Source organism: Pseudomonas vanderleydeniana, from assembly GCF_014268755.2.
GTDB classification, from domain to species: domain Bacteria; phylum Pseudomonadota; class Gammaproteobacteria; order Pseudomonadales; family Pseudomonadaceae; genus Aquipseudomonas; species Aquipseudomonas vanderleydeniana.
On record NZ_CP077093.1, the window covers coordinates 3,428,861 to 3,450,207 of the forward strand.

Below are 21,347 nucleotides of genomic sequence, written 5' to 3' on the forward strand. Positions count from 1 at the left end.
AATCCACCGCAGTACTGGTGTGTGCTGAGTGGCGTCTGGCGGCCTGCGGTTCCCTGCCTTCTGGCAGCCTGGGAGGTTGTGCAAGAACTGGCACGGCGATTTTGTCGAAAGTGCAACAAATGGCAAAAAAAGCCGTTTTTTGAAAATTAAATCCTTTTAAATCAAAGACTTGTTTAAGTGTTGAGGTTGGTACATTCGCTGCTCTCTGTCTCTCTCGCCACTGTCGGCATAGCGTGAGTGATGAGGGATCAACCGTGGAATCGAATAGCGTTCAGAAGGAAGCGAAAGTCATTGGCGCCATCAAGCTGGACCTGGGTGGCCTGGCACGCAGCAGCGAGAAGAAACTGCGTTGTTTCATCAACAAGCGGGTGTTCAACCAGGCCGATGTCGATGACCTGATGCAGATGACCTACCTGGAAGCCTGGCGCAACCAGCACAAGTTCATCGGGGCCTCCAAGCCGGAAACCTGGTTGTTCGGGATCGCCACCAACCTGGTCAGCAATCACTTCAAGAGCCTCTACAGCAAGCCGCAATGCGCGGTGCTGGAAGAGTCGGGAGTCGAGAGCCTGGAGCATGGGCATGATCCCAGCCAGGTCAGCGAACACCAGCGCCTGCTCAGTCGCACCCTGGAAGCCATCGATGGCCTGTCGGTGGACATGCGCGCGGTGATCGACCTGCTGGTCGATTCGGACATCAGCTACCAGGACGCCGCGCAGCAGCTGGGGGTGCCGATCGGCACCGTGCGCTCGCGCCTGGCCCGGGCTCGCGGCCAGTTGAAAATGAGTGTGTATGCCGAGGGGGTCAGCGCATGAACGGTTTTGTCCGCCGTGCCTTGCCCGCGACCCTGCCACGGGGCGTCCGGGAGTCCTGTGAGGCCGACCTGCCGGCGATGATGGAAATCTTCAACGAAACGGCCGGCACCGGTGCCAATTCCCCAGTGACCCGGCCGATGACGCTGGAGGAGGTGACCTTCTACATCAACCTCTACAAGCGTGATGGCCTGCCGGTATATGTGCTGGAGCGCGGGGGCGAAGTGGTCGGCTGGCTGTCGATCAACCGCTTCAGCTGGGGGACCCAGGCCTGCCGCAACACGGGCGAAACGGCGATCTATGTCCGGGCCGATCGCCATGGCAGTGGCATTGGTGTGCGCCTGGGGCATGCGACCGTGATTCTCGGCCGCCAGTTCGGCCTGGAAACCCTGGTGGCCTGGATCATGGCCGCCAACGTACCCAGCCAGCACATCGTGCAGTCCATCGGTGCGGTGCAGTGGGCACGTCTGCCGAACATCGCCCGGTTTGGCGAGGAACGGGCCGACGTGCTGCTGTTCGGCCTGCCGCTGTATGAGACCCTGGCCGAGCCGTCGCCGGTTGCGACGGCCCCTGACAGCGCCGCGCACTAGGCTGTGTACGAAATTGTTTGAAACGCAGGTTAGGCAAGGCAAAAACCGGCGAGGAACGCCCGGGGTCGCGCCCGACTTGACTGGTTGTCAATGAGCATTCCGAGCCGGTTTTTAACGCCGCATAAACAAGTTTCAAGCGATTTCGTGCATAGCCTAGGGGCGGCCTCCGGTTGCCGGGGCCATCGTGGCCCCGGTGCCCGGTATCGCTCAGCCGAGGGTTCTTTGGGTGGTCCTGGCCGCCTCGATGGCCTCCTGCTCGCCAGTGGCGACCACCTTGAGTTCGACCTGGCCGACCTCCAGGGCCTGTTCGATGATCAGCTCATCGCCCTGGCTTTTCAGCAGCGCCTGCAGGCGCTGGAATTCACCACACCAGATGGTCTCGATGTCGCGATCCCGGGTCTTGTCGCGGTCGTGGCTCATGGCGACGGCACGCACTTGCAGGCGACCGGTGTCCGCCTTGCCGCCGACTTCGACCCCGAACCCCGGGGTGGCTGTCTTGCGCAGTACCACACGCCCGGCCTGTGCCCAGGCGGTTTCCATGCCTTCGCGGGTTTCATAACCCAGGCTGGCCAGTCCCTGCAGGACCGCCTGGCGCCGAGCGATGGCCGCCTGTGCCTGCAGATGGGTGCTGATCGCGGCCTTGCACTGTTCGATCAGACCGCTGAGCTGCTGCAGGTCCTGGTTCGCTTCGCAGCCCGCGACCTGCTCCAGCAGCGATTGGTGGGCCGTATCCTGGAAGGCGGCCACTTCGCTGGCAAGATCCTGCAACTGGTTGAAGTGGGCGCGTTGTTGCTGGTAAAGGCGTGTGGCGTGGGCCAGGTCGAGTACCAGGCTGTCGAGCAGCAGGTTGTGGGTTTGCGGGCGGGACTCGGCTTCGGCCTTTTCCAGCCTGAGCACAAACGGCTCGGCCGCCTGTACACCTTGCAGCAGTTGCAGCTCGGCAATGTGCCGGTCGATGCGCAGCAGCCGTACATCCCTTGAGCTGTCGAGCGGTTGGCTATTGATCCAGTCGGCCAGCGAGGGGGCCGGCGCGTCGCTCTTGAGCTGCTGGGCGAGGGCGTGCTGCCCGGCACCGAGGGTTTCCTGCCCGGGCGCCGTGGCCAGAAGTGCGAACCCCTTGGCCAGCAGGGCATCGGCATCTTCGCGCGAAGCGCCCTGGGCCAGCTCGCTGATCTCTTGCTGCAACTCGCGGGTGGCCAGGCCGGGCTTGGCCTGCAGGGCCTTGAGCAGGGTGGCCGCGTTTTCGTGGACACGCCGCTGCTGCTGGCGCTTTTGCGTTGCGCGGATGATCGCCCGTTCCTCGCGCTCTTCCAGGTCGCGTTCCAGGAAGTCGATTTCGATGGGCACGGCCTTTTGCAGTTCACGCAACTGATCCTGCTGCAGCAACGCGCACAAGCGTGCATGCCGGGCCACGGCGGCGGCGCGGTCGGCCTCGCTCAGTTCGCCGATCCTGCCGGCCTGCGTCTGCCAGCGCTCGAAGGCTGTAGCCAGGCGCTGCAGGTGGGCCTCGCAGATCGCCAGGATCTCTTCCCGGGTGACGATGCGGACGACTTTCGGTCCACTCATGCGCTGGTCTCCGTTACGGTTGCCGGGCTCTGCGGCAGGGGTTCGAGGGCCGGCTGCAAGGCGCTTTCGATCGCCGCCCGCAACCGTGCACGTTCATTGTCGCCATCGTGATACCAGCCATGGGACGAGACCCGGTGCAGGTTCGGGATGGCACGGTGCAGCACCGACGGCCGCCAGATTTCGCGGGCGCGGGCGTGGCTCAGCAGCGTGTGGCAGGGTGAGTCGCACTCGATGCCGATGGCATACAGGCCCGTGGCCGGGTTCTCGATGGCGAAATCCAGGCCGAAGGCATCGCCCTCGTTGGCGCTGCTGGCCTGCCAGCCCAGTGACTGAATGTACTGGCCAACGGTGTTGATGAAACCGTCACGCTGTTGTTGCTGCCGGCGCCGGGCCTCGCTGCGGTCGGTCTGCAGGCGGTTGAGCAGGCTGGCGCTGGTGGCGAACTCTCCGGCCGACAGGCCACGGGCGTATTCCAGGTAGCCCTGCAGGTAGTCGCGCGGGCTGTTGGGCGCGCGGTGGGTGGTGAGCATGTCGGAGATATCGGCGATCGGCATCGAGGTGATCAGCACCACCTTCCGGCGCGCACGGGTGACGGCCACGTTCAGGCGCCGCTCGCCGCCCTTTTGCCCGAGCACGCCGAAGCTGCGGCGGAAGGCGCCCTGGCCGTTACGGCCGAAGGTGGTGGAGAAGACGATGATGTCGCGTTCGTCACCCTGGACGTTTTCCACGTTCTTGACGAACACCGACATGTCCTCGCCGTCCTCCAGGCGCTCGCGCTCCTGGGCGTAGGCCTGGCGGAACAGCTCGTCTTCCTCGGCACGTCGTTCGAGATGTTCCTCGATCAGGTCGGCCTGCTTGCGGTTGAAGGTGACGACGCCGATGGAGGGGCGTTGTTCGTAGGGCTGACGCCACAGCTGGGCAAGATGCTCGACGACCCGCTCGGCTTCCAGGGCATTGCTCTGGTTCTGGTACAGCCCGTCGACCTGGATCAGCTCCAGCGGCTTGATCCGCAGGATATTGGCCTGGGGATGGCGCACCGGTACGCTCAGGCGGTTGCCGTAGAACGACGCGTTGGAGAAACCGATCAGTTCGCGGTAGGCCGAACGGTAGTGGATCTCCAGCGTGGTGCTGGGCAGGACGCTGCGGGCCAGTTGCAGCAGGTCCGGGCAGTCCTTGATTTCCCGGCGGTTCCAGGTGTCCTCGAAGGCTTCGCGCTGTTCCTCGTCGGCGTCTTCGTTCGGCAGGTCGCCATCGAACAGTTCGGCTTCGTCGCTTTCGACCCGGCTCGAGAAGAACGCCGTGGGTGGCATCTGTTTCTCGTCGCCGCTGACCACGGTCACCTGGCCGCGGTAGAGGGTTGGCAAGGCGAACTCCACCGGCATCTGCGAGGCTTCGTCATAGATCACGATGTCGAACAGGCCGGCCTTGAGTGGCAGCACGCGGCTGGCGACGTCGGGGTTCATCAGCCAGACCGGACGCAGGCTCATCAGGCCCAGTTCCGAACCCATTTCGATGAACTCGCGCAGGCGTCGCGAGCGTTTGCCTGTCAGGCGGGTGACGTCTTCCCACTGCTTGCGGCTGCCCAGGCGGGCAGGGTCGATGCCCTTGCCGAGCAGCTCGCGGTTGAGCAGGCGCATCTGGATGTCGGCTTCGGCCAGCCCGGCAACCTTCGCCCGGGCCTCATCCTGGCCGAACAGCAGCTCCGGGTTGGCCTGCTCGATCCGATGCTTCCAGCCCAGCCGGGCCTCACGGTTGAGCAGTCGGCGCACGGCGCTTTCGAGTTGGTCGACGGGGAGCTGATCGAGCTTGTCCTGGACCTGGCGCAACAGCGCGAGCAGTTCCAGGTCGGCCGGTCCGAGTTGGCCGGCCCGCCCGCGAAAGCGCTGGTAGGCCGCCAGTGCAGGCAGCGCGTCCTGCAAGCGGGTCAGGGCCAGCTGGTTGCTTTCATTCGCGGCAATGGCCCGTTCGAACGCCTGGCGCAGGTCTTCGCCCACCCAGTCGGCCAGCCGCGTAAGACGGTCCTGGCTGTGCTGCCTGGCGCCCTGGCGAATGAGGGCGGCATCCAGGTCCTTGAGCAGCGCTTCGAAGCTCTGCTTCTGGCCGGTGAGAATCGCCGCATCGACCTGCTCGCCGCGCGGCGCCAGCGCCAGGCCCTGGGCCAGTGCCTGGATTTCGCGCAGATGACCGATATCACGGCTGGCCAGGCTCGGCAGTTCCAGCCGGACATCCGGTGCCAGCGCTTCCAGGCCCAATGCCTGATGTACGCCGTTCAGCGCCGCCTGCAGCGGACGTGTGCGGGTCTCCAGCGTGGCGGCGGCCAGCAGGGCCGGCAGGCGGGTGTCGTCGGCCTGGGCGTCGTGGCTACGCAGGAAGCGGCGCAGGCCGCGTCGGCGCAGCAGGTGCAGCGGGTTGATCCGGGCCAGCCAGGACTGGGCCTGCAGCACTTGTTCGGCATGACGCCGCAAGCGCTGCAGTGACTTGTCGTCAAGCGCGCTGAGCGCAGGGGAGTGGCCCGGCAGGTAATGCCCGGGGTCCAACTGGCGCAGTTGCTGTTCGATATCGCCCAGTTCGGCGAGCAGGGTTTCACCGCGCAGTGCCTGTGTCGTGTCATTGCGCCGGAACAGCGGCAGCCAGTGCGCCAGGCGCAGGCGCTGTTCCTCTTTCAGGCCCAGCAGGGCTTCGGCATGCCCGGCCATCCAGTGGCGGTAGGGCGTCGGGTCGTCGACCTCAAAACTCGACAGGTGCTCCTGCAAGACCTTCTGGCGAGCCGTTTCCGCCGCGACAAACTCCAGCAGGGCATCGCTGAACGCCTGCAAGGTCGCCGGGTCCGCGGCGAAGGGCTGCAGTTGCGCCAGGGCGCTGCCTTCGAACCGGGCCGGCAGCCAGAGGCGAATCAGCGGCGCGCAGTTTTCCTCCAGGCGCGTCAGGCTGGCGATATCCAGTGCGGCCAGGCGTTGGCGCAGCGCCGGGAATTCCAGCAGCGGGCTGCCTTGCTCCAGTTCGATCAGCTCACCCAGCAGGCTGCGGTAGCTGATGCCGGTCAACTCGTCGATTCGATGAAGGCTCTGGTGGAAACGATCCAGTTCGCCTTCCAGGGCTTCGATGCGCGCGGCCATGCGTTCACGCTGGCGTTGCCAGTCGCTCGCCCAGGCGCCCTCGACGAACAGTGCTTCCAGTTGTTCACGGATACTGCGAATGACCGGCTCGCGGTCACGGTTGACGTCATTGAGCATGACGATGCGCTGACCGAGACCTTCGGCCACCAGGCGCTTGTGTACCACTTCGAGCGCGGCATGCTTCTGGCAGACGATCAGCAGGCTGCGCTGGCGGCCAATGGCGTCGGCCACCATGTTGACGATGGTCTGGCTCTTGCCGGTGCCGGGCGGCCCCTCGACCAGCAGCCCCGGGCTTTGCCGGGCGCGCATTACCGCCGCCTCCTGGGAGGGATCGCTGGCCACGGTGAAGAACCGTTGCAGTTCGGGCGGCGCTTGACCGGCCTCGGCTTCGACTGACTCCTTGAGGCGCAAGGCGGTCTCCAGGCCGGTGCCGCCCGGCGAGAGCGACTTGAGCTGGCGCAGGTCCTCGCCGATGGCCTGGCCCATGAAGGTGACATGGAACAGCACGGCGGCACAGGCCAGTTCGTCCTTGTACGGTGCCACGTCGATGCTGGTCGGCGGCAGCGTAGCCAGCGTACGCGACTGTGCCGTGGCGAGCATGCCGAAGGCATCCATGACATCGGCGGTACGGATTGCCGAGCGGCCGAGCAACTCATCGGCAGTCTTGCGCCACTGCTTGCAGGCTTCGGGGCCGAGCAGGCTTTCGAGTGCCGGATTGAGCCGGACCTCCTCGCGCTCGCCATCGAACGCCAGCGCCACCTGCGCGCGGCTGCCCACCTCGACGATCAGCTTCACCGGCCACAACAGCAGCGGCACGATGCGCGGGCGGGTATTGCCGCGTGTATCGCGGCTGAGCAGGAACGGGAATCCCAGGTACAGCCCGTCGATACCGGTGTCGCGCTTGTACAGCGAGCTTTGCCGCTGCAAGGCATGCAGTCGCGACTCCAGTTGCGCGTTGGCCAGGAAACTTTCCGGATCGAGGTTTACCGAGCGGGCGTTACGCAGCAGCAGGTGATCGAGCAGGGCGGCAGCGGGGCGGCGCTCAGTGTCCAGTTCCTGGAGGTCGACGCGCGCGGTGGTCTTGCCGATGCTCATGCGCACCAGCGGGCCCCGCATCACGGCGGTGACGACCTTCTTCTCGAAGAAGTCGAGGATCTGCGAGACGTACTGCTGTTTCTGCGGTTCCAGCCACTGCTCGGCGGGAATCGCCAGCAGCACCAGGGCCCTGGCCAGGGGCATGCGCCGTTCCAGGCGGAACTGTTCCGCCCACTCGTCCACCACTGGCACGCCACTGCAGGCGAAGCCGCTGATGCGCTCGTCGACGGCGCGGTAGAGTTCCTGCCGGGGGTGTTCCAGCAGCGCGCTGGCGTTGTCGGGATCAAACAGTCGAACGTCGGCATCCCTGGCCAGGCTCGCGGCTTCCTCGACGATCGCGGTGGCCGAGCGGAACTGGCTGATGTTCGCACTGAGCAGGACGATCAGGTCTTCCTCGGCGATCACCCGGCGTTCCGACAGGGCCTGCAGGCCGGGGTGTTCGGTGTCCGGCAGCAGGCGCTGGCGCTCCTGCCACTGGGCGGCCAGGCGGGCACGGGAGGTGGAGAGCAGGTAGATGCGCAGGTGTTCTTCATCGACCTCGATGTGCTGGTGCAGTGCCCGTTGGCGAACATTCTGCGCACGCACGCTCAGCCGCGACAGCCAGCTTTCGGTCTGCAACTGCTCGAGCAGGTCGGGCAGCGAGCCGCTGATCAGCCGGTAGCCTTCGAGCGGGTGATCGAGCAGCCAGCCCGGGGTGACGATGTCGCCGCGATGGATCAGCGGGATCTCGGCGTTGAGCAGCTTGAGGGCGAGCATCAGCCGGAAATCATCCTCGATGCCTTCGTGCTGCGCCACCTGGCGCAGGCCGGCCAGCAGCCGCGGTGCCAGGCCGATGTGTTCGGCCCAGGTGACGATGACCCCGCGCAGCAGGTGGTCGAGGGCCTGGGCCCAGTTGTCCGCCTGCGCCGCCGCCAGGGCGAATACCGTGGGTTTGCGAAAGCGTTGGCTGCCCAGGGTGATGGACGCACCTTCGTCATCATCCTGTTCGCTGTACGAGGACGCCGGTGCCTCGACCGGGATGCCATTGAGCCAGTCCTGCACCTGTGGCCACTGCCAGCGCTGGTGCCGGTCACGGGCCAGCAGGCCGCGCAGCAGCAGGTTCAGTTGCGGGTCGAGGTTCTCGGGAATCGGCACGCCGTTGGCGAGCACATGGATCAGAAAGGCGTTGGGGTTGATCCCTTCGAAACAGGCCCCGTGGGTCAGCTGTTCTAGCAGGATCATGCCCAGGCTCCACCAGTCCGACGCCGGGGCCACGCCGCCGGCGATCGCTTCGGGGGCCATGTAGCGGCTGGTCTCCAGCGGGGAAACGATATCCAGGTCGAACTCGGACAGCCGTGCCGAACCAAAGCCGCTGATCACCAGGTCCAGCGGTTCGCGAGTCCGTACCAGCAGGCTGGCGGGGCGCAGGTCCCGGTGGCGCAGGCCGGCTTCGTTGAAGGCATGCAGGGCCTGGCCCAGTTCGCGGACCACATGGCGAACGGCCGCATCATCGCTGACCACGATACCGAGATCGGCCAGTGTGCCGCCGGTCAGTTCCTCGATCACCTCGTAGGCCCGCTCATCCCAGCGGCCGGTGGCGAGGATCTCGGGGACGTGTTCACGCGGCAGCCGGCGGATGACATCGTAGATGGCCGGGTCCGGTTCGGCACCGGGCCGATACAGGGTCAGTACGGCCTGCCGTTCACTTTCCTGATGCCGGGCGATGTAGCGCTCACGTACACCGTCGGTATGACTGATCTGGCGCAGCAGGTGCCAGCCATCGACGACTGTCGCACTGTCGGGCCCGGGTGGTGGCAGTGGCACCTCGATGTCGCTGGAGGAAGCGGCGGCGTCCTGATTGGCCGGGCCGCTGCCACATTCCAGGCACATCAGGTCACCGGCCTCCATGGAGTGGCCGTTTTCGCAGAGGCGGGTGTCCGGTGCCGCAGCGATTTCGTCGCTGGCCTTGGGCAGATCATCCACGGTGACGACCGGTTGTGGGCGCCAGCCGAGCGGATGGATGGCCTCCCCGGAGAGGTCCCAGCCACAGGCGTGGCCGTCGATGGTGCCTTCACAGAAGATTTCCGCGAGCGAACGCTCGGACTGGCAGTTGGGGCAAAAACGAATCATCCGTATCACTTCCCTTGGCGAGGCCGCGCGGTATGGGCACTCAGCTGTAGTTGGTGGCCTTGGTCATGGAGCAGGTCGCGCAGCCGGAGCAGGTCATCGCGTTTCGGGATGCCGGCCATCCAGATGCTGCCATCGTCGTCGAACATCAGGTCCAGTGCCTTGTCGGCAGGTGTCAATTGCCGTTCATAGGTTCCCAGGCGGGCCTGCCCCAATTCGGTGAACAGGCTCAGCCGCTGGTTGTCGCTGCCACGCAAGGCCATCGATTGCGGTTGTTCCTGCAGGTAGGGGTCGCTGATCAATCCGTCGATCAGGCCGTTGGCCTGCCGTAGCTTGGGTTCGAGCTGCTCCAGCGAATAGCCGCTGTAGACCAGGATGTCGACGTCACTCAGGCGACGCAGTTCACCGAGCAGGGCCAGCAGTGCGTCGAATTGATCGAACGGTTCGCCGCCGGAGAGGGTGATGCCCTCTGCTTCGGCCAGCCAGGGCTGCAGGTCTGCCAGCAGCCGGGGCAGTTCGATCCGCCAGCGGCCAGGCCCCCAGGTATCGGCGGAGATGCAGCCCGGACAGCGGATGCGGCAGCCCTGGAACCAGATACCCAGGCGCCGCCCCGGCCCCAGGGTGGTGACCGGGAAGTGCACCCGTGACAGGCTCAGTTCCATGGTCAGCGGCGTTCCAGGTTCAGGCCGGCGGCATCCAGTTCGGTAATCAGGAACGACTGGCCGGGTTGCGCATCCTGGTCGAACAGCGCCCTGGACAGGGGGTTGAGCAGGCGCGCTTCGAGCTGGTTGCGGATACCGCGCCCGCCATTGGACAGGTCGCGCAGGCACAGGTCATGCAGGACCTGGCGAGCAGCCGGGGCCAGTTCGATGGTCAGTTGCAGGTCGCGCAGGTCGGCGAAAGTGCTGTCGACCATCTGGGTGAAGATCTGCTCGGCGACATCCTCGCGGATGAAGTCGAAGACGATGATGTTCTCACCGATGCGGTTGAGGATTTCCGGGCGGTTGAGCACCAGCTTGAAGTAGCGGTCGATCTCGCCGTGAACCTTGTCGCGTACCGTTTCGTAGGGCTCGCCCGGCAGGACATTGGCGGCCCGCTCGCCGTTTTCACCCTGGCGGTAGATGCCCAGGTTGGAGGTGAACACGATCAGCGCCTCGGAGAAATACACGCGGTCACCGCGACCGGAGGTCAGGACGCCGTCGTCGAGGATCTGCAGGAACTTGTCGAGGATGCGCGGGTGTGCCTTCTCGATCTCGTCGAACAACACCACGCTGAAGGGCTTTTCCCGAATGGCGTTGGTCAGCTCGCCGCCGACGTCATAGCCGACGTAGCCCGGTGGCGCGCCGATCAGGCGCTGGTCGGCATGTTCGGCACTGAACTCCGACATGTCGAAGCGGATGTACGCGCTTTCGTCGCCAAACAGCAGGCTGGTGATGGTTTTCGCCAGCTCTGTCTTGCCGACCCCGGTGGGGCCGGCGAGAAACGCCACGCCCCGGGGGCTATTGCCCTTGCGGCTGGCGCCGACACCGGTCATGGCGCGCTTGACGATATCGAGCATGTGGGTCACGGCGTGGGTCTGGCCCTTGACGCGCCGCCGCACGATCTCATCGGCCTGGCGGATGCGCTGCCGGTCGATCTTCAGCCAGGGGTCTTCGGTGACCCCGACCTTGTAGCGGCGCACGGCATCGGTGATGCGCTCCATCGGCACGTCCTCGACCCGGGCCAACTGGGCGATGGCGCTGAGGTCGAGCAATAGCAGGCCCTCGGTGTTTTCGACGAAGGCATCGATGGCCCCCTGGCGTTCCTGTTCGGTGGCTTCGGGCTTGCCCGCCAGCCCCTTGAGCAGGGCGGGGGCCAGGGCGCGGCGGGCGAGCTGGTCGGGTTTGGACACGGGAATATGGCGCAGGCGCGGGTTGTCGACCAGCAGCCAGTCGGGCAGGTCGCCTTCCTTTTCCACCACCCACAGCACGCTGTTAAAGAACGGCTTGCGCTGTTCTCCTGCCGGACGACTGCGGGTCTGGTGCGAAAGCACCAGGGCCTGGGTGAACAATTGGTGTTCGGCGGCGCTCAGCGAGTCGTTGCGCACGACCAGGCGGGAGGCGAAGTCGATGATCAGGGCGATCGGTTCACCCGCGCGATTGACCAGGCGCGGCAGGGTGCTGCCCAGCAGGTCGATGCCGGCGGGGGCGACGCCGTCCACCGGGGTGAGGCCCAGTTCGGTGAGCAGGGCATGCCCGGCGGCCGGATCGCTGCCGGGGCGCCCAAGTGCGCGAAAACCGGCGACCGGATCCCAACTGAGCACCTGGGCATGACCGCTGTTGAGCAGCACATCGCACAACGCCTGATTGAAGCTTTGCGCGGTGACGGTACCGGGCGCCACTTCACAGGCTTGCAGGTCGCGGATGTTCCCTGACAGGACGAATTGGCTTTTCAACGGCAGGAAGCGCAGTAGATCGCGCGCCCACCGTGGTTGTTCAAACGGAGCATTCCCTGGCATTGGCGACTCGCAGCTGTGATGGTCTGCGTAGGATGTTACCTACAAGATGTCCTCCTTAATACCATCTTCGGGCCTGAAAAGGCGTTGCTCGTCGTAACGCCTTTCCTCACTCAGTCAGGCAATCCGCCGTACTGAACGACGTGCCTTGCCCGACCGGGTGTAGCGGAACAGGTCCTTGGGATCGTTGCCATCGTCCTGCTCACCCCAGGGCACCAGCTCGATGCCGATGCCGAGGTTGCGCTTTTCAGCCTGCTCATTGATGTAGCGCAGGGCGGAATAGTCTTCCAGGGCGAAGCCCACCGAATCGAAGATGGTCACCTGTTCGCTGCCGGTCCGGCCACGGACCTGCCCGGCCAGTACCCGCCAGAGGTCGACCACCGGGAAATCGGCGGGCATCTGCTGGATATCGCCCTCGATCCGTGTCTGCGGCTCGTACTCGACGAACACCGTGCCGGCCCGCAGGACGTCGGCGTGCAGTTCGGTCTTGCCGGGGCAATCGCCACCCACGCCGTTGATGTGCATGCCCGGCTCGATCATCTCGGGCGTGAGGATGGTTGCGTAGGTCTTGTCCGCGGTGACGGTGGTGACGATATCGGCGCCCCGTACCGCCTCGGCGGTAGAGGCAGCACGGATGATCTTCAGCGAGGGGTACTCGGCCAGGTTGCGGACCAGCTTGGCGGTGGCCTCGGGGTCGACGTCGTAGACCGCGATTTCCTCGATGCCGAGGTGATAGTGGAAGGCCAGGGCCTGGAACTCGCTCTGCGCGCCGTTGCCGATCAGTGCCATGCGCCGCGAGTCGGGACGGGCCAGCGCACGCGCGGCCATCAGCGAGGTGGCACAGGTGCGCAGCGCCGTGGCCACGGTCAGCTCCGAGAGCAGCACCGGGTAGCCGGTCTCGACGTCGGCGAGCACGCCGAACGCCATCACGGTGTAGAGGCCGAGCTGGGTATTTTTCGGGTGGCCGTTGACGTACTTGAAGGCGTAGCGCTGCTCGTTGGCCACCGGCATCAGCTCGATCACGCCGATGTCGGAGTGGCTGGCGACGCGGGCCGACTTGTCGAACTCGGGCCAGCGGCGGAAATCGTCATGGATCGCATCGGCCAGGTCGCCGATGAAGCGGGCGATGCCGATCTCCTCGACGAGCCGGGTCATGGTGGGTACATCGACGAAACGGGTCATGAAGTCTCTCCGTCAGTTCAGGGTGGGGGTGGTGGCGGTGACGGGCGGCGAAGCCTTGCTGCGGTTGTAGGCCAGCACCAGGAACAGGAACCACAGCGGCATGAAGTACAGCGCCGTACGGGTATCCGGTCGCAGGGCCAGCAGGCCGAGCACGAAGATCAGGAACAGGAAGGTGGCGACGGCCATCGGTACGCCGCCGGGCAGCTTGAAGCTCGAACGCTGGTGGGCCGCCGGGTTCTTCCGGCGATAGGCGATGTAGGCGGCGAGGATCATCGACCAGGTGAAGATCACCAGGATCGCCGAGATGGTCGAGATCAGCGTGAACACGGTCATCACCTCGGGAATGATGAACAGCAGGGCCAGGCCGATCAGCATGAACACGCCGGAGAACAGCAGGCTCCATACCGGTACGCTCAGCGCCGACAGCTTGCCGAACAGTGCCGGGGCGCTCTTGCGCAGGGCCAGGCCGAAGAGCATGCGGCAACCGGAGTACACGCCGCTGTTGGCCGAGGACGCAGCCGAGGTGAGCACGACGAAGTTGATCATGCCGGCAGCGGCAGGGAAACCGGCGAGCAGGAACAGTTCCACGAACGGGCTGCGGTTGGCCGGCACTTCGGCCCAGGACACCACGCTGATGATGCACACCAGGGCGAGGATGTAGAACAGCAGGATGCGCCAGGGAATGGTGTTGATCGCCTTGGGCAGCGTGCGTTCCGGGTTCTTCGCCTCGGCAGCGGTGGTGCCGATCAGCTCGGTACCGGCGAAGGAGAACACGGCGATCTGGAACCCGGCGAAGAAACCGCTGAGGCCGTGGGGCAGGATCGACTGTGGCTCGACCATGTGGCCGAAGGAGGCGACCACGCCATTGGGCGAGGTGTACGAGGTGCCGATCATGAACAGGGCGGTGAGGATCAGCAGGACGATGGCGGCGATCTTGATGATGGCGAACCAGAACTCCACTTCGCCGAACACCCGCACGGCGAGCATGTTCAATCCCAGCAGCAGGAACATCGTGAAGAAGGCCGGCATCCACGCCGGCACGTCCGGATACCAGTACTGGAAGAACCCGGCCACGACCACCACGTCGCCGACCACCGCGACGCTCCAACTGAGCCAATAGGACCAACTGAGGACGAACCCGGCCCGGGGTCCGAGGTAGGCGGCGACGATATCGGCGAACGATTTGAAACGCAGGTCGCAGAGCAGCAGCTCACCCATGGCGCGCATGACGAAAAACAGGAAGAACCCGAGAATGGCGTAGACCAGCACGATCGAGGTGCCGGACAAGGCCACGACCTTTCCGGAACCCATGAACAGTCCGGTACCAATGGCACCGCCAATCGAAATCAGTTGAATGTGACGGTTATCCAGGGTCCGTTGCAGGTGCCCGCTGGAGTCGTGCCCGACAGCCGAGCTGTCATCAGGGTGACTGGAGATTTTCTCCATGACTGACCTCTTGTTCTTGTAATGGTTATGTTGAGTGTCCGGACGAGGCCATGTGCTGCCCGTGCCGGCCTATCACAGTGGTTGGGCTTGGGGCTTTACGCCGCGGCACCTGTCCGTGTGTGCCGTGGCGTGTGGAACTGAGCGACTTCAGCGGTTGTTCTCGAATCCCTGCAGGGTGTTGACGGCATTGATGCCGATCTCGTCGACCATGTAGCCGCCTTCCATGACGAACAGCGCAGGGATGCCGGCACTGGCGATCTGCGCGCCCAGGCGCAGGAAGTCTTCGCTGGTCAGGCGGAAGTGGCTGATCGGGTCGTCCTCGAAGGTGTCGACGCCCAGCGATACCACCAGGAACTCGGCCTGGTGCGTGACGATCCGCTCCAGGGCGTTCTGCAGCGCAGCGCTGTAATGGTCCCAGGTGGTGCCCTTTTGCAGCGGATAGTTGGCGGTGAAACCGACCCCGGCACCGCTGCCTGTCTCATGGGCATAGCCCGAGAAGTAGGGGTAGGACACATGCGGGTCGCCATGGATGGAGGCGAAGAACACATCCGGGCGGTCGTAGAAGATGTTCTGGGTGCCGTTGCCATGATGGAAATCGACATCCAGCACGGCCACCCGTTTCGCCCCGCGACTCAGGCAGCGTTCGGCGGCGATGGCCGCGTTGTTCAGGTAGCAGTAGCCGCCCATGTACTCGCGGGCGGCGTGGTGTCCCGGTGGACGGCACAGGGCAAAGGCGCTGTCGGCGCCGGCAATGACCCGGTCCATGCCGGTCAGCGCCACGTTGGCGCTGCTGCGCACCGCCTCCCAGGTACCGCCGGTGATCGGCGAGCCGGCGTCCATGGCATAGAAACCCAGCTTGCCGTCGATGAAGCCCGGCTCGCGGTCGATCGCCAGGTCACGCACGGGCCAGACCAGCGGCAGGGCGTCATGGGTCTTGCCGGTGGCCGTCCACTCGCTCCAGGCATTTTCCAGGAAGCTCACGTAGCGCTCGCTGTGGGCCGCGACGTAGCAGGCGCGGTCGTACTCCTGTTCGGCGATCACCTCGCCCAATGCGGTGTTCTGCACACGGGCGAGCACGGTATCGGCGCGCTGCGGGTTTTCGAAGGACGGCTTGACGGCACCATCCTTGAGTTCGGAGCCGTGATGCAGGCGATGCTTGGGACTGAAGACTGTCAGCACGCGAATTTCCTCTTGCTGTTCCTGTAATGGCTGATGGGAAGATTTTGAGCTGGAGGGCGTGAAAATTCTTTGCTTTATTCGCGCAATGTGGGCACTTTTTAGCAAAGTCAGACTCAGGATTGCCTTGATATGAGCAAAGGTTTTGCAGTGGATGAGCTGGACAGCGTCGATCGTTCGTTGCTGCGCCTGCTTCAGGAGGACGGCACGCTGTCCAGCGCCGCGCTCGGCGAGAAGCTGTCGATGACCGTGACGCCGTGCTGGCGCCGGCGCAAGCGGCTGGAGGATCTGGGGATCATCAAGGACTACCAGGCGAACCTGGACCGGCGCAAGCTGGGCTATGACGTCATGGCGTTCGCCCAGGTGCGCTTCGGCAATCATTCGGCGAACGCGCCGGATGATTTCGAGGCGGTCGTTCGGGGGCTCCCGCAGGTGCTGTCGTGTCACAAGGTGACGGGGGAGGCGGACTACGTGCTGACCGTATTGGCCACCGATCTTGAGAGCTACGGGCGTTTTGTCGAGGATGTGCTGCGGCGCCAGCCAGGCATTTCCTCGATCCAGTCCAGCCTCGCGTTGCGCGAGGTCAAGGCGGTGACCCGCATACCCGTGGACGGGTAGCGGGCCCTGTCGCGTGTCCTATTGTGCCGGGGCAGCCTGTTCGGCGGCTTCGTGAGCCTCTACCGCTTCGGTCAGGTCCTGGGTCATGCGCAGTTCGACGCCGGTTGCCGAGTACTGCGTGGCAGCGGCGAACGGCGCGGCGGCAACAGTTACCGGGTGCGCACGGCGACGCCAGACGAAGAACATCACCAGCGCCAGGTTGAGCACCGCGAATGCCCAGAACAGCCCGGACGGGCCGGACCATTCCATCAGTGGCGAAATGGCCAGGGGGCTGACCGCCGAACCCAGGGAGTTGATCAGCAGCAGGCCCTGGATCATTCGCACCAGGGCACCGGACGGCGCACTGTCGGCGGCGTGGCTGACTGCCACCGGGTACACCGCGAACACGCCGCCGCCGAGCAGGAACATCACCACCAGCATGGGCCAGCCGGAAGGCGGCAGCAGCAGGGTGATGGCCGACAGCACGAGGCAGGCGGCGGCCAGCACGATCAGCACGGTCTGGCGGTCCTTGCGGTCGGACCAGCGGCCCACCGGGTATTGCAGCACCATCGCGCCGAAAATCACCGCGGCCATGGTATGGCCGACTTCGGTGACGCTCAGCCCGACTTTCTGCAGGTACAGTGGCAACAGGGTGTAGACGGCGGCAATGATCACGCCGGAGCCAAAGCAGCCCATCACGCCAGTCGGGGTGATGCGGATCAGTTGGCCGGCCGGCAGCGGCTCGGCGCGCTCGACCAGCGGGGTAACCCGCGGAATCATGGCGATCGGCACCAGCGACAGTGAGGCGAGCATGGCGGCGATGGTGAACGGTACGCTTTCACCTGCGCCCATCACCGGGCCGAGGCTCATCTGGCCGATCAGGCCGGCGCCGTACAAGGCAATCATGTACACCGCCAGCAGGCGCCCGCGGATCTTCGGTTCGGCCACCAGCAGCAACCAGCTTTCCACCACCAGGTACACGCCGACGAGCGCCCAGCCGCCGATCAGGCGCAGGCCGGACCACACCCACGGGTCGTGGCTCAGGCCCTGCAACGCGATGGTCACCGCGATCACCGCGGCGAAGCAACTGTAGGCGCGGATGTGGCCGATGCGCACGATCAGCCGTTCGTTGAAGATCGAGCCCAGGGTCAGGCCGACGAAGTAGGCCGACGACACGATCCCGATCATGCTGGCGGAAAACCCCAGCGTATCCAGGCGCAGGGTGGTCAGGGACGACATCAGTGCGCTGCTGATGCTGATGATGAACAGGCCCAATAGCGGTGCCAGCGCCGTGGCCAATAATTGCGGGGACATGATGACCTCAGAGAACGAACGGAGTAACGGTGTTGCAGGCGGGGTTTTATAGGAATTCTGGGCTGGCAACGCAGGCGCGAATCTTAGCGGGCGCGATGGCGCAAATGAAGATGCAATTACCCTGTTTTCGGCTCGGACGTCGGATGTGTGATGATTTGTCGCAGGTGGACAAGGGCGTCACCTGGCAAGGCATCAGCGGCCAGCTCGGTTCCTGCCCTCGGTCCCGACCGTCAGTTCGACTCTTTCGTCAGGTTCACGGCCAGGGTGAGGGCGGCAGGTGCCTGCGGGCTGTTCTTCCAGCAGGTCGACTGGATGATCAGTTGTGCGGTTCGTTGGGGATCAGCGCGAGCAGGTCCGTGCTGCCGACGTCGACGCCGGCCTGCGACAGCAGGGTGGTCACTTGCCCGCGATGATGGGTCTGGTGGTTGAAGAGGTGGACGACCAGGCCGTGGAAGTCGCGAACGCCCGGTATGCCTTTGCTGTTGGCGTAGTGCAGGGAGTGGTCGAGGTCCGCTTCGGACACACTGTGTGCCCAATCGATGATGAGTTGGTCGAGCCAGGTGCGGTAGCCGATCAGCTCACCGAAACTGGGGAACAGCAACTGGTCGAGGCGACTGGGGGAGGGGCGCTGGCGAATCGGCTCCAGGGACGGGTATTGCGCCGGGTGTCGGGCAAACCGTTGCAGCGCTTGTTGGAGATTATGCGCTAACATCGCCGCTCATTTTCCTGACGAAGATAAGGACGTCGCATGACCACCATTCTGATCTTTCTGGCTATCGTTGCCCTCCTGGTCTTCTACGTCATCGGCATCTACAACAAGCTGGTGACCCTGCGTAACCGTTTCAAGAACGCCTTTGCCCAGATCGAGGTCCAGCTCAAGCGCCGTCACGATCTGATCCCCAACCTGGTGGAAACCGCCAAGGGCTACATGGCGCACGAGCGCGGTACCCTGGAAGCGGTGATCAACGCCCGCAACCAGGCTGTCAGCGGCCTCAAGAGCGCGGCTTCCAATCCGGGCGATGCCGGCAGCATGGCCCAGCTGGGCAGCGCCGAGGGCCTGTTGAACAGCGCTCTGGGCCGTCTGAACGTGACCCTCGAAGCGTATCCGGAACTCAAGGCTTCCGAGAACATGCAGCAGCTCAGCGAAGAGCTGAGCAGCACCGAGAACAAGGTGGCCTTCGCCCGCCAGGCCTTCAATGATTCGGTGATGGCGTACAACACCTACAAGCAGACCTTCCCGCCGGTGTTCTTCGCCGCAGCCTTTGGCCACTCTGCCGATGCCAGCCTGCTGGAGTTTGCCGACAGCGCCGAGATCCAGGCCGCACCCAAGGTATCGTTCTGATCTGCCCACCACGGACGGCCCATGAATTTCTTTGAACACCAGGACCGCGCCCGTCGTCATACCGGGCGCCTGGTCCTGCTGATGGCCTTGGCGGTCATCAGCCTGATCGCTCTCACCAGCCTGTCCCTGGCTTTGATCTGGCACTTCTATGGCGAGTCTGAAAGCCGCCGCAGCCTCACGCCGATACTCAATCCATCACTGATAGGCACCGTGGCCGTGGTGGTGATCGGTGTGGTGCTGGTCGGTTCGCTGTACAAGCGCGTGCAGTTGAACGCCGGCGGCAAGGTGGTCGCCGAAAGCCTTGGCGGCCGGCTGATCAACCTTTCGCCGCAGGACTTCTATGAAAAACGCCTGCTCAATGTGGTCGAGGAAATGGCCCTGGCCTCCGGTACGCCGGTGCCCTCGGTGTATGTGCTCGAGGATGACAGCATCAATGCCTTCGCCGCCGGCCTGAGCCCCAAGGACGCGGTGATCGGTGTGACCCAGGGGGCGATGAGCCTGCTTGATCGCGATGAACTGCAGGGTGTGATCGCCCATGAGTTCAGCCATATCTATAACGGCGACATGCGCCTGAACATGCGCCTGATCGCCTTGCTCCACGGCATCCTGCTGATTGGCCTGATCGGCTCCTGGGTGTTGCGCAGCGATACTGGCTCGTCGCGCCGCTCTTCATCGTCCAACGACAACAAGGGCGAGCTGTTCAAGCTGGCCGTTGGCCTGACCCTGCTGATACTCGGTTATGCCGGCACGTTTTTCGGCAACCTGATCAAGGCCGCGGTCAGCCGCCAGCGCGAGTTTCTTGCCGATGCCTCGGCGGTGCAGTTCACCCGCAACCCCGACAGCATTGGTGGTGCGCTGAAGAAGATCGGTGGTCATGCAGCCGGCTCGCAACTGCGGGCGGCGAATGCTGCCGAGTTCAGCCACCTGTATTTCGGCGCCGGGATCAAGTCGGCCCTCGACGGCATGTTCGCCACCCATCCGCCACTGGCCGAACGCATTCGCCGGATCGAGCCCGGCTGGGATGGCCAGTTTCCCCAGGTCAAGCGTTCCAGCCGCAATCCCGAGGATCTGGTTGCCGCCCCGAGCCAGCCTGCCCGTCCGGGCAAGCCGCAGGAAGCCTTTGCCGGCGCGGCGGTTGCCCAGTCCATCGCGGCGATCGGTGATCCTGGCCTGGCGCACCTGCAGGAGGCCCAGCTAACGCTGCAGGCCTTGCCCGACGCCCTGGTCCAGGCTGCCCACGACAAGGAGGCTGCCCAGGCGCTGGTCTACGGCCTGCTGCTCGATGCCGTGGACGTGCTGCAACAACAGCAGTTAGACCTGCTGCGCCCGCATCTGCAGCCGGCACTGGCCGAACGCCTGGACGCATTGCGGGCGCCGCTGCGTGAGGTCCCCCAGGGCCAGCGCCTGGCGCTGATCGATCTGGCGATCCCGGCGCTCAAGCAGCTGGGCAAGGAAGAGTTCGCCGCCATGAAGCGTGGCATGGCCGTGCTGATCCGGGCCGATGACCGTGTCGAACTGCTGGAATGGACCTTGTTGCGCATTGTCGAGCGCAATGTCGAGGGCTTGCGCTCGGTGGCCGGCAAGTACCGTCTGGAGGCATTGGCCGAGGAGGTGTCGCTGCTGCTGTCGTTCCTGGCCCGGGCCGGGCAGGGCGATCCGAAGCTTGCCGGCCAGGCTTTCGCCTATGGCTGTGCCGAACTGGCGTTCGTGGTGCCGGCCTTCAAGAGTGACGGTGACCTGAAGGCGCTGGAGGCGGCCCTGCAGCGCCTGACCGGCCTGCTGCCGTTGCAGAAGCCGCAACTGCTCAAGGCCATGGCCCGCTGCATTGGCCATGATGGCCAGGTTACCGCTGCCGAGGCTGAACTTATGCGGGCGGTGGCCGATATCCTGGATTGCCCGATGCCGCCGTTACTCACGGAGATCCACTCATGACGCCTTTCATCGTGCGCCACGCCAGTGCTGCCGATTGCGTGCAACTCAGCCACGTCGCCTGCCGTACCTTTGCCATGGCCTGTCCGGCGAGTACGCCCGCGCTGGAGATTGCCCGGCACATCGAAGGCAACCTGCAGCCTGATCATTTCGGCGAGTTGCTGCTGCAGCCGGGCAAGATCGTCCTGGCGCTGGAAGTGGACAACCAACTGATCGGCTACAGCCTGTTGACCCTCGATCCGGAGCCGGTGGGGATTGAGCTCGCCGATGGCGTCCAGGAGTTTTCCCGCTGCTACGTGGCGCCCGAATTTCATGGTACGGGGGCTGCCGGTTTCCTGATGAACGAATCGCTCAAGCACCTGACGGGACCGGTTCGCCTGAGTGTCAGTGAGGAGAACTCCAGGGCGATCCGCTTCTACCAGCGCCAGGGGTTTCGCATCGTCGGCGAAACCTACTTCCAGTGTGGCGATGAGCGGCAGCGTGACTGGCTCATGTTGCGCGACTGATGCCGCTCTCCCGAGGCCCTGCGTTCGCCCGACGAAGCAGGGCCTTTTGCATCTATCGGGATAACTCATGCGTTAAACT

At 64.8% G+C, this 21,347-nt stretch carries 14 protein-coding genes and 1 pseudogene; 6 read left to right on the forward strand and 9 right to left on the reverse strand.

The features are described from left to right. Positions 1–254 precede the first annotated feature (254 nt). Positions 255–812 carry an RNA polymerase sigma factor gene (locus HU752_RS15630; RefSeq protein WP_186676780.1) on the forward strand — a complete coding sequence of 186 codons (558 nt, stop codon included), beginning with the start codon at positions 255–257 and terminating at the stop codon, positions 810–812. Further along, a complete protein-coding gene (locus HU752_RS15635) occupies positions 809–1,399 on the forward strand; it encodes a GNAT family N-acetyltransferase (protein WP_186676777.1) in 591 nt (196 codons plus the stop codon). Before HU752_RS15630 ends, HU752_RS15635 begins: the two co-directional genes overlap by 4 nt. Before the next feature lie 207 nt (positions 1,400–1,606). Here the strand turns inward: HU752_RS15635 and HU752_RS15640 are convergent, their stop codons facing one another. The 7 genes from HU752_RS15640 to HU752_RS15670 all read right to left on the reverse strand — a co-directional run bounded on the left by HU752_RS15640 (position 1,607) and on the right by HU752_RS15670 (position 15,583). After that, the gene (locus HU752_RS15640) at positions 1,607–2,965 is read right to left on the reverse strand and encodes a hypothetical protein (RefSeq protein WP_186676774.1); all 1,359 of its coding nucleotides are present in this window, start codon (positions 2,963–2,965) and stop codon (positions 1,607–1,609) included. Beyond that, the gene (locus HU752_RS15645) at positions 2,962–9,285 is read right to left on the reverse strand and encodes an AAA domain-containing protein (RefSeq protein WP_186676771.1); all 6,324 of its coding nucleotides are present in this window, start codon (positions 9,283–9,285) and stop codon (positions 2,962–2,964) included. Before HU752_RS15645 ends, HU752_RS15640 begins: the two co-directional genes overlap by 4 nt. Positions 9,286–9,290: 5 nt before the next feature. After that, positions 9,291–9,944, reverse strand: coding sequence for a 4Fe-4S single cluster domain-containing protein (locus HU752_RS15650; RefSeq protein ID WP_186676768.1), 654 nt, complete (start codon positions 9,942–9,944; stop codon positions 9,291–9,293). Between the two features lie 2 nt (positions 9,945–9,946). After that, on the reverse strand, positions 9,947–11,779 hold the full coding sequence (locus HU752_RS15655; protein ID WP_186676766.1) for an AAA family ATPase: 1,833 nt from the start codon (positions 11,777–11,779) through the stop codon (positions 9,947–9,949). Positions 11,780–11,893: 114 nt separating this feature from the next. Further along, positions 11,894–12,958 carry an ornithine cyclodeaminase gene (gene ocd / locus HU752_RS15660; RefSeq protein ID WP_186676763.1) on the reverse strand — a complete coding sequence of 355 codons (1,065 nt, stop codon included), beginning with the start codon at positions 12,956–12,958 and terminating at the stop codon, positions 11,894–11,896. Positions 12,959–12,970: 12 nt separating this feature from the next. Next, positions 12,971–14,404, reverse strand: a complete 1,434-nt coding sequence (locus HU752_RS15665) for an amino acid permease (RefSeq protein ID WP_186676761.1) — start codon at positions 14,402–14,404, stop codon at positions 12,971–12,973. 147 nt (positions 14,405–14,551) lie between these two features. Next, entirely contained in the window at positions 14,552–15,583 is a 1,032-nt protein-coding gene (locus tag HU752_RS15670; protein ID WP_186676760.1) for a histone deacetylase family protein, read from the reverse strand. 129 nt (positions 15,584–15,712) lie between these two features. Here HU752_RS15670 and HU752_RS15675 point away from each other — a divergent pair, with 129 nt between their 5' ends. Beyond that, positions 15,713–16,198: an Lrp/AsnC family transcriptional regulator gene (locus HU752_RS15675; protein WP_186676759.1), complete on the forward strand. Its 486-nt coding sequence runs from the start codon at positions 15,713–15,715 to the stop codon at positions 16,196–16,198. A gap of 18 nt (positions 16,199–16,216) precedes the next feature. Here the strand turns inward: HU752_RS15675 and HU752_RS15680 are convergent, their stop codons facing one another. Next, positions 16,217–17,560 carry an MFS transporter gene (locus HU752_RS15680; protein WP_302471901.1) on the reverse strand — a complete coding sequence of 448 codons (1,344 nt, stop codon included), beginning with the start codon at positions 17,558–17,560 and terminating at the stop codon, positions 16,217–16,219. A gap of 247 nt (positions 17,561–17,807) precedes the next feature. After that, a pseudogene (locus HU752_RS15685) lies at positions 17,808–18,176 on the reverse strand (DinB family protein); the annotation flags it as partial. Between the two features lie 63 nt (positions 18,177–18,239). Here HU752_RS15685 and HU752_RS15690 point away from each other — a divergent pair. From HU752_RS15690 to HU752_RS15700, 3 genes are read left to right on the forward strand one after another with little or no spacing between them, the layout of a single operon-like run. Then, positions 18,240–18,833 (forward strand): LemA family protein, encoded by a 594-nt coding sequence (locus HU752_RS15690; RefSeq protein WP_186676751.1) that lies wholly within the window; start codon positions 18,240–18,242, stop codon positions 18,831–18,833. 21 nt (positions 18,834–18,854) lie between these two features. Next, positions 18,855–20,765, forward strand: coding sequence for a M48 family metallopeptidase (locus HU752_RS15695; RefSeq protein WP_186676748.1), 1,911 nt, complete (start codon positions 18,855–18,857; stop codon positions 20,763–20,765). After that, complete coding sequence (locus tag HU752_RS15700; protein WP_186676746.1) at positions 20,762–21,268, forward strand: GNAT family N-acetyltransferase; 507 nt, start codon at positions 20,762–20,764, stop codon at positions 21,266–21,268. The genes HU752_RS15695 and HU752_RS15700 overlap by 4 nt, the downstream gene beginning before the upstream one ends. Positions 21,269–21,347 lie beyond the last annotated feature (79 nt).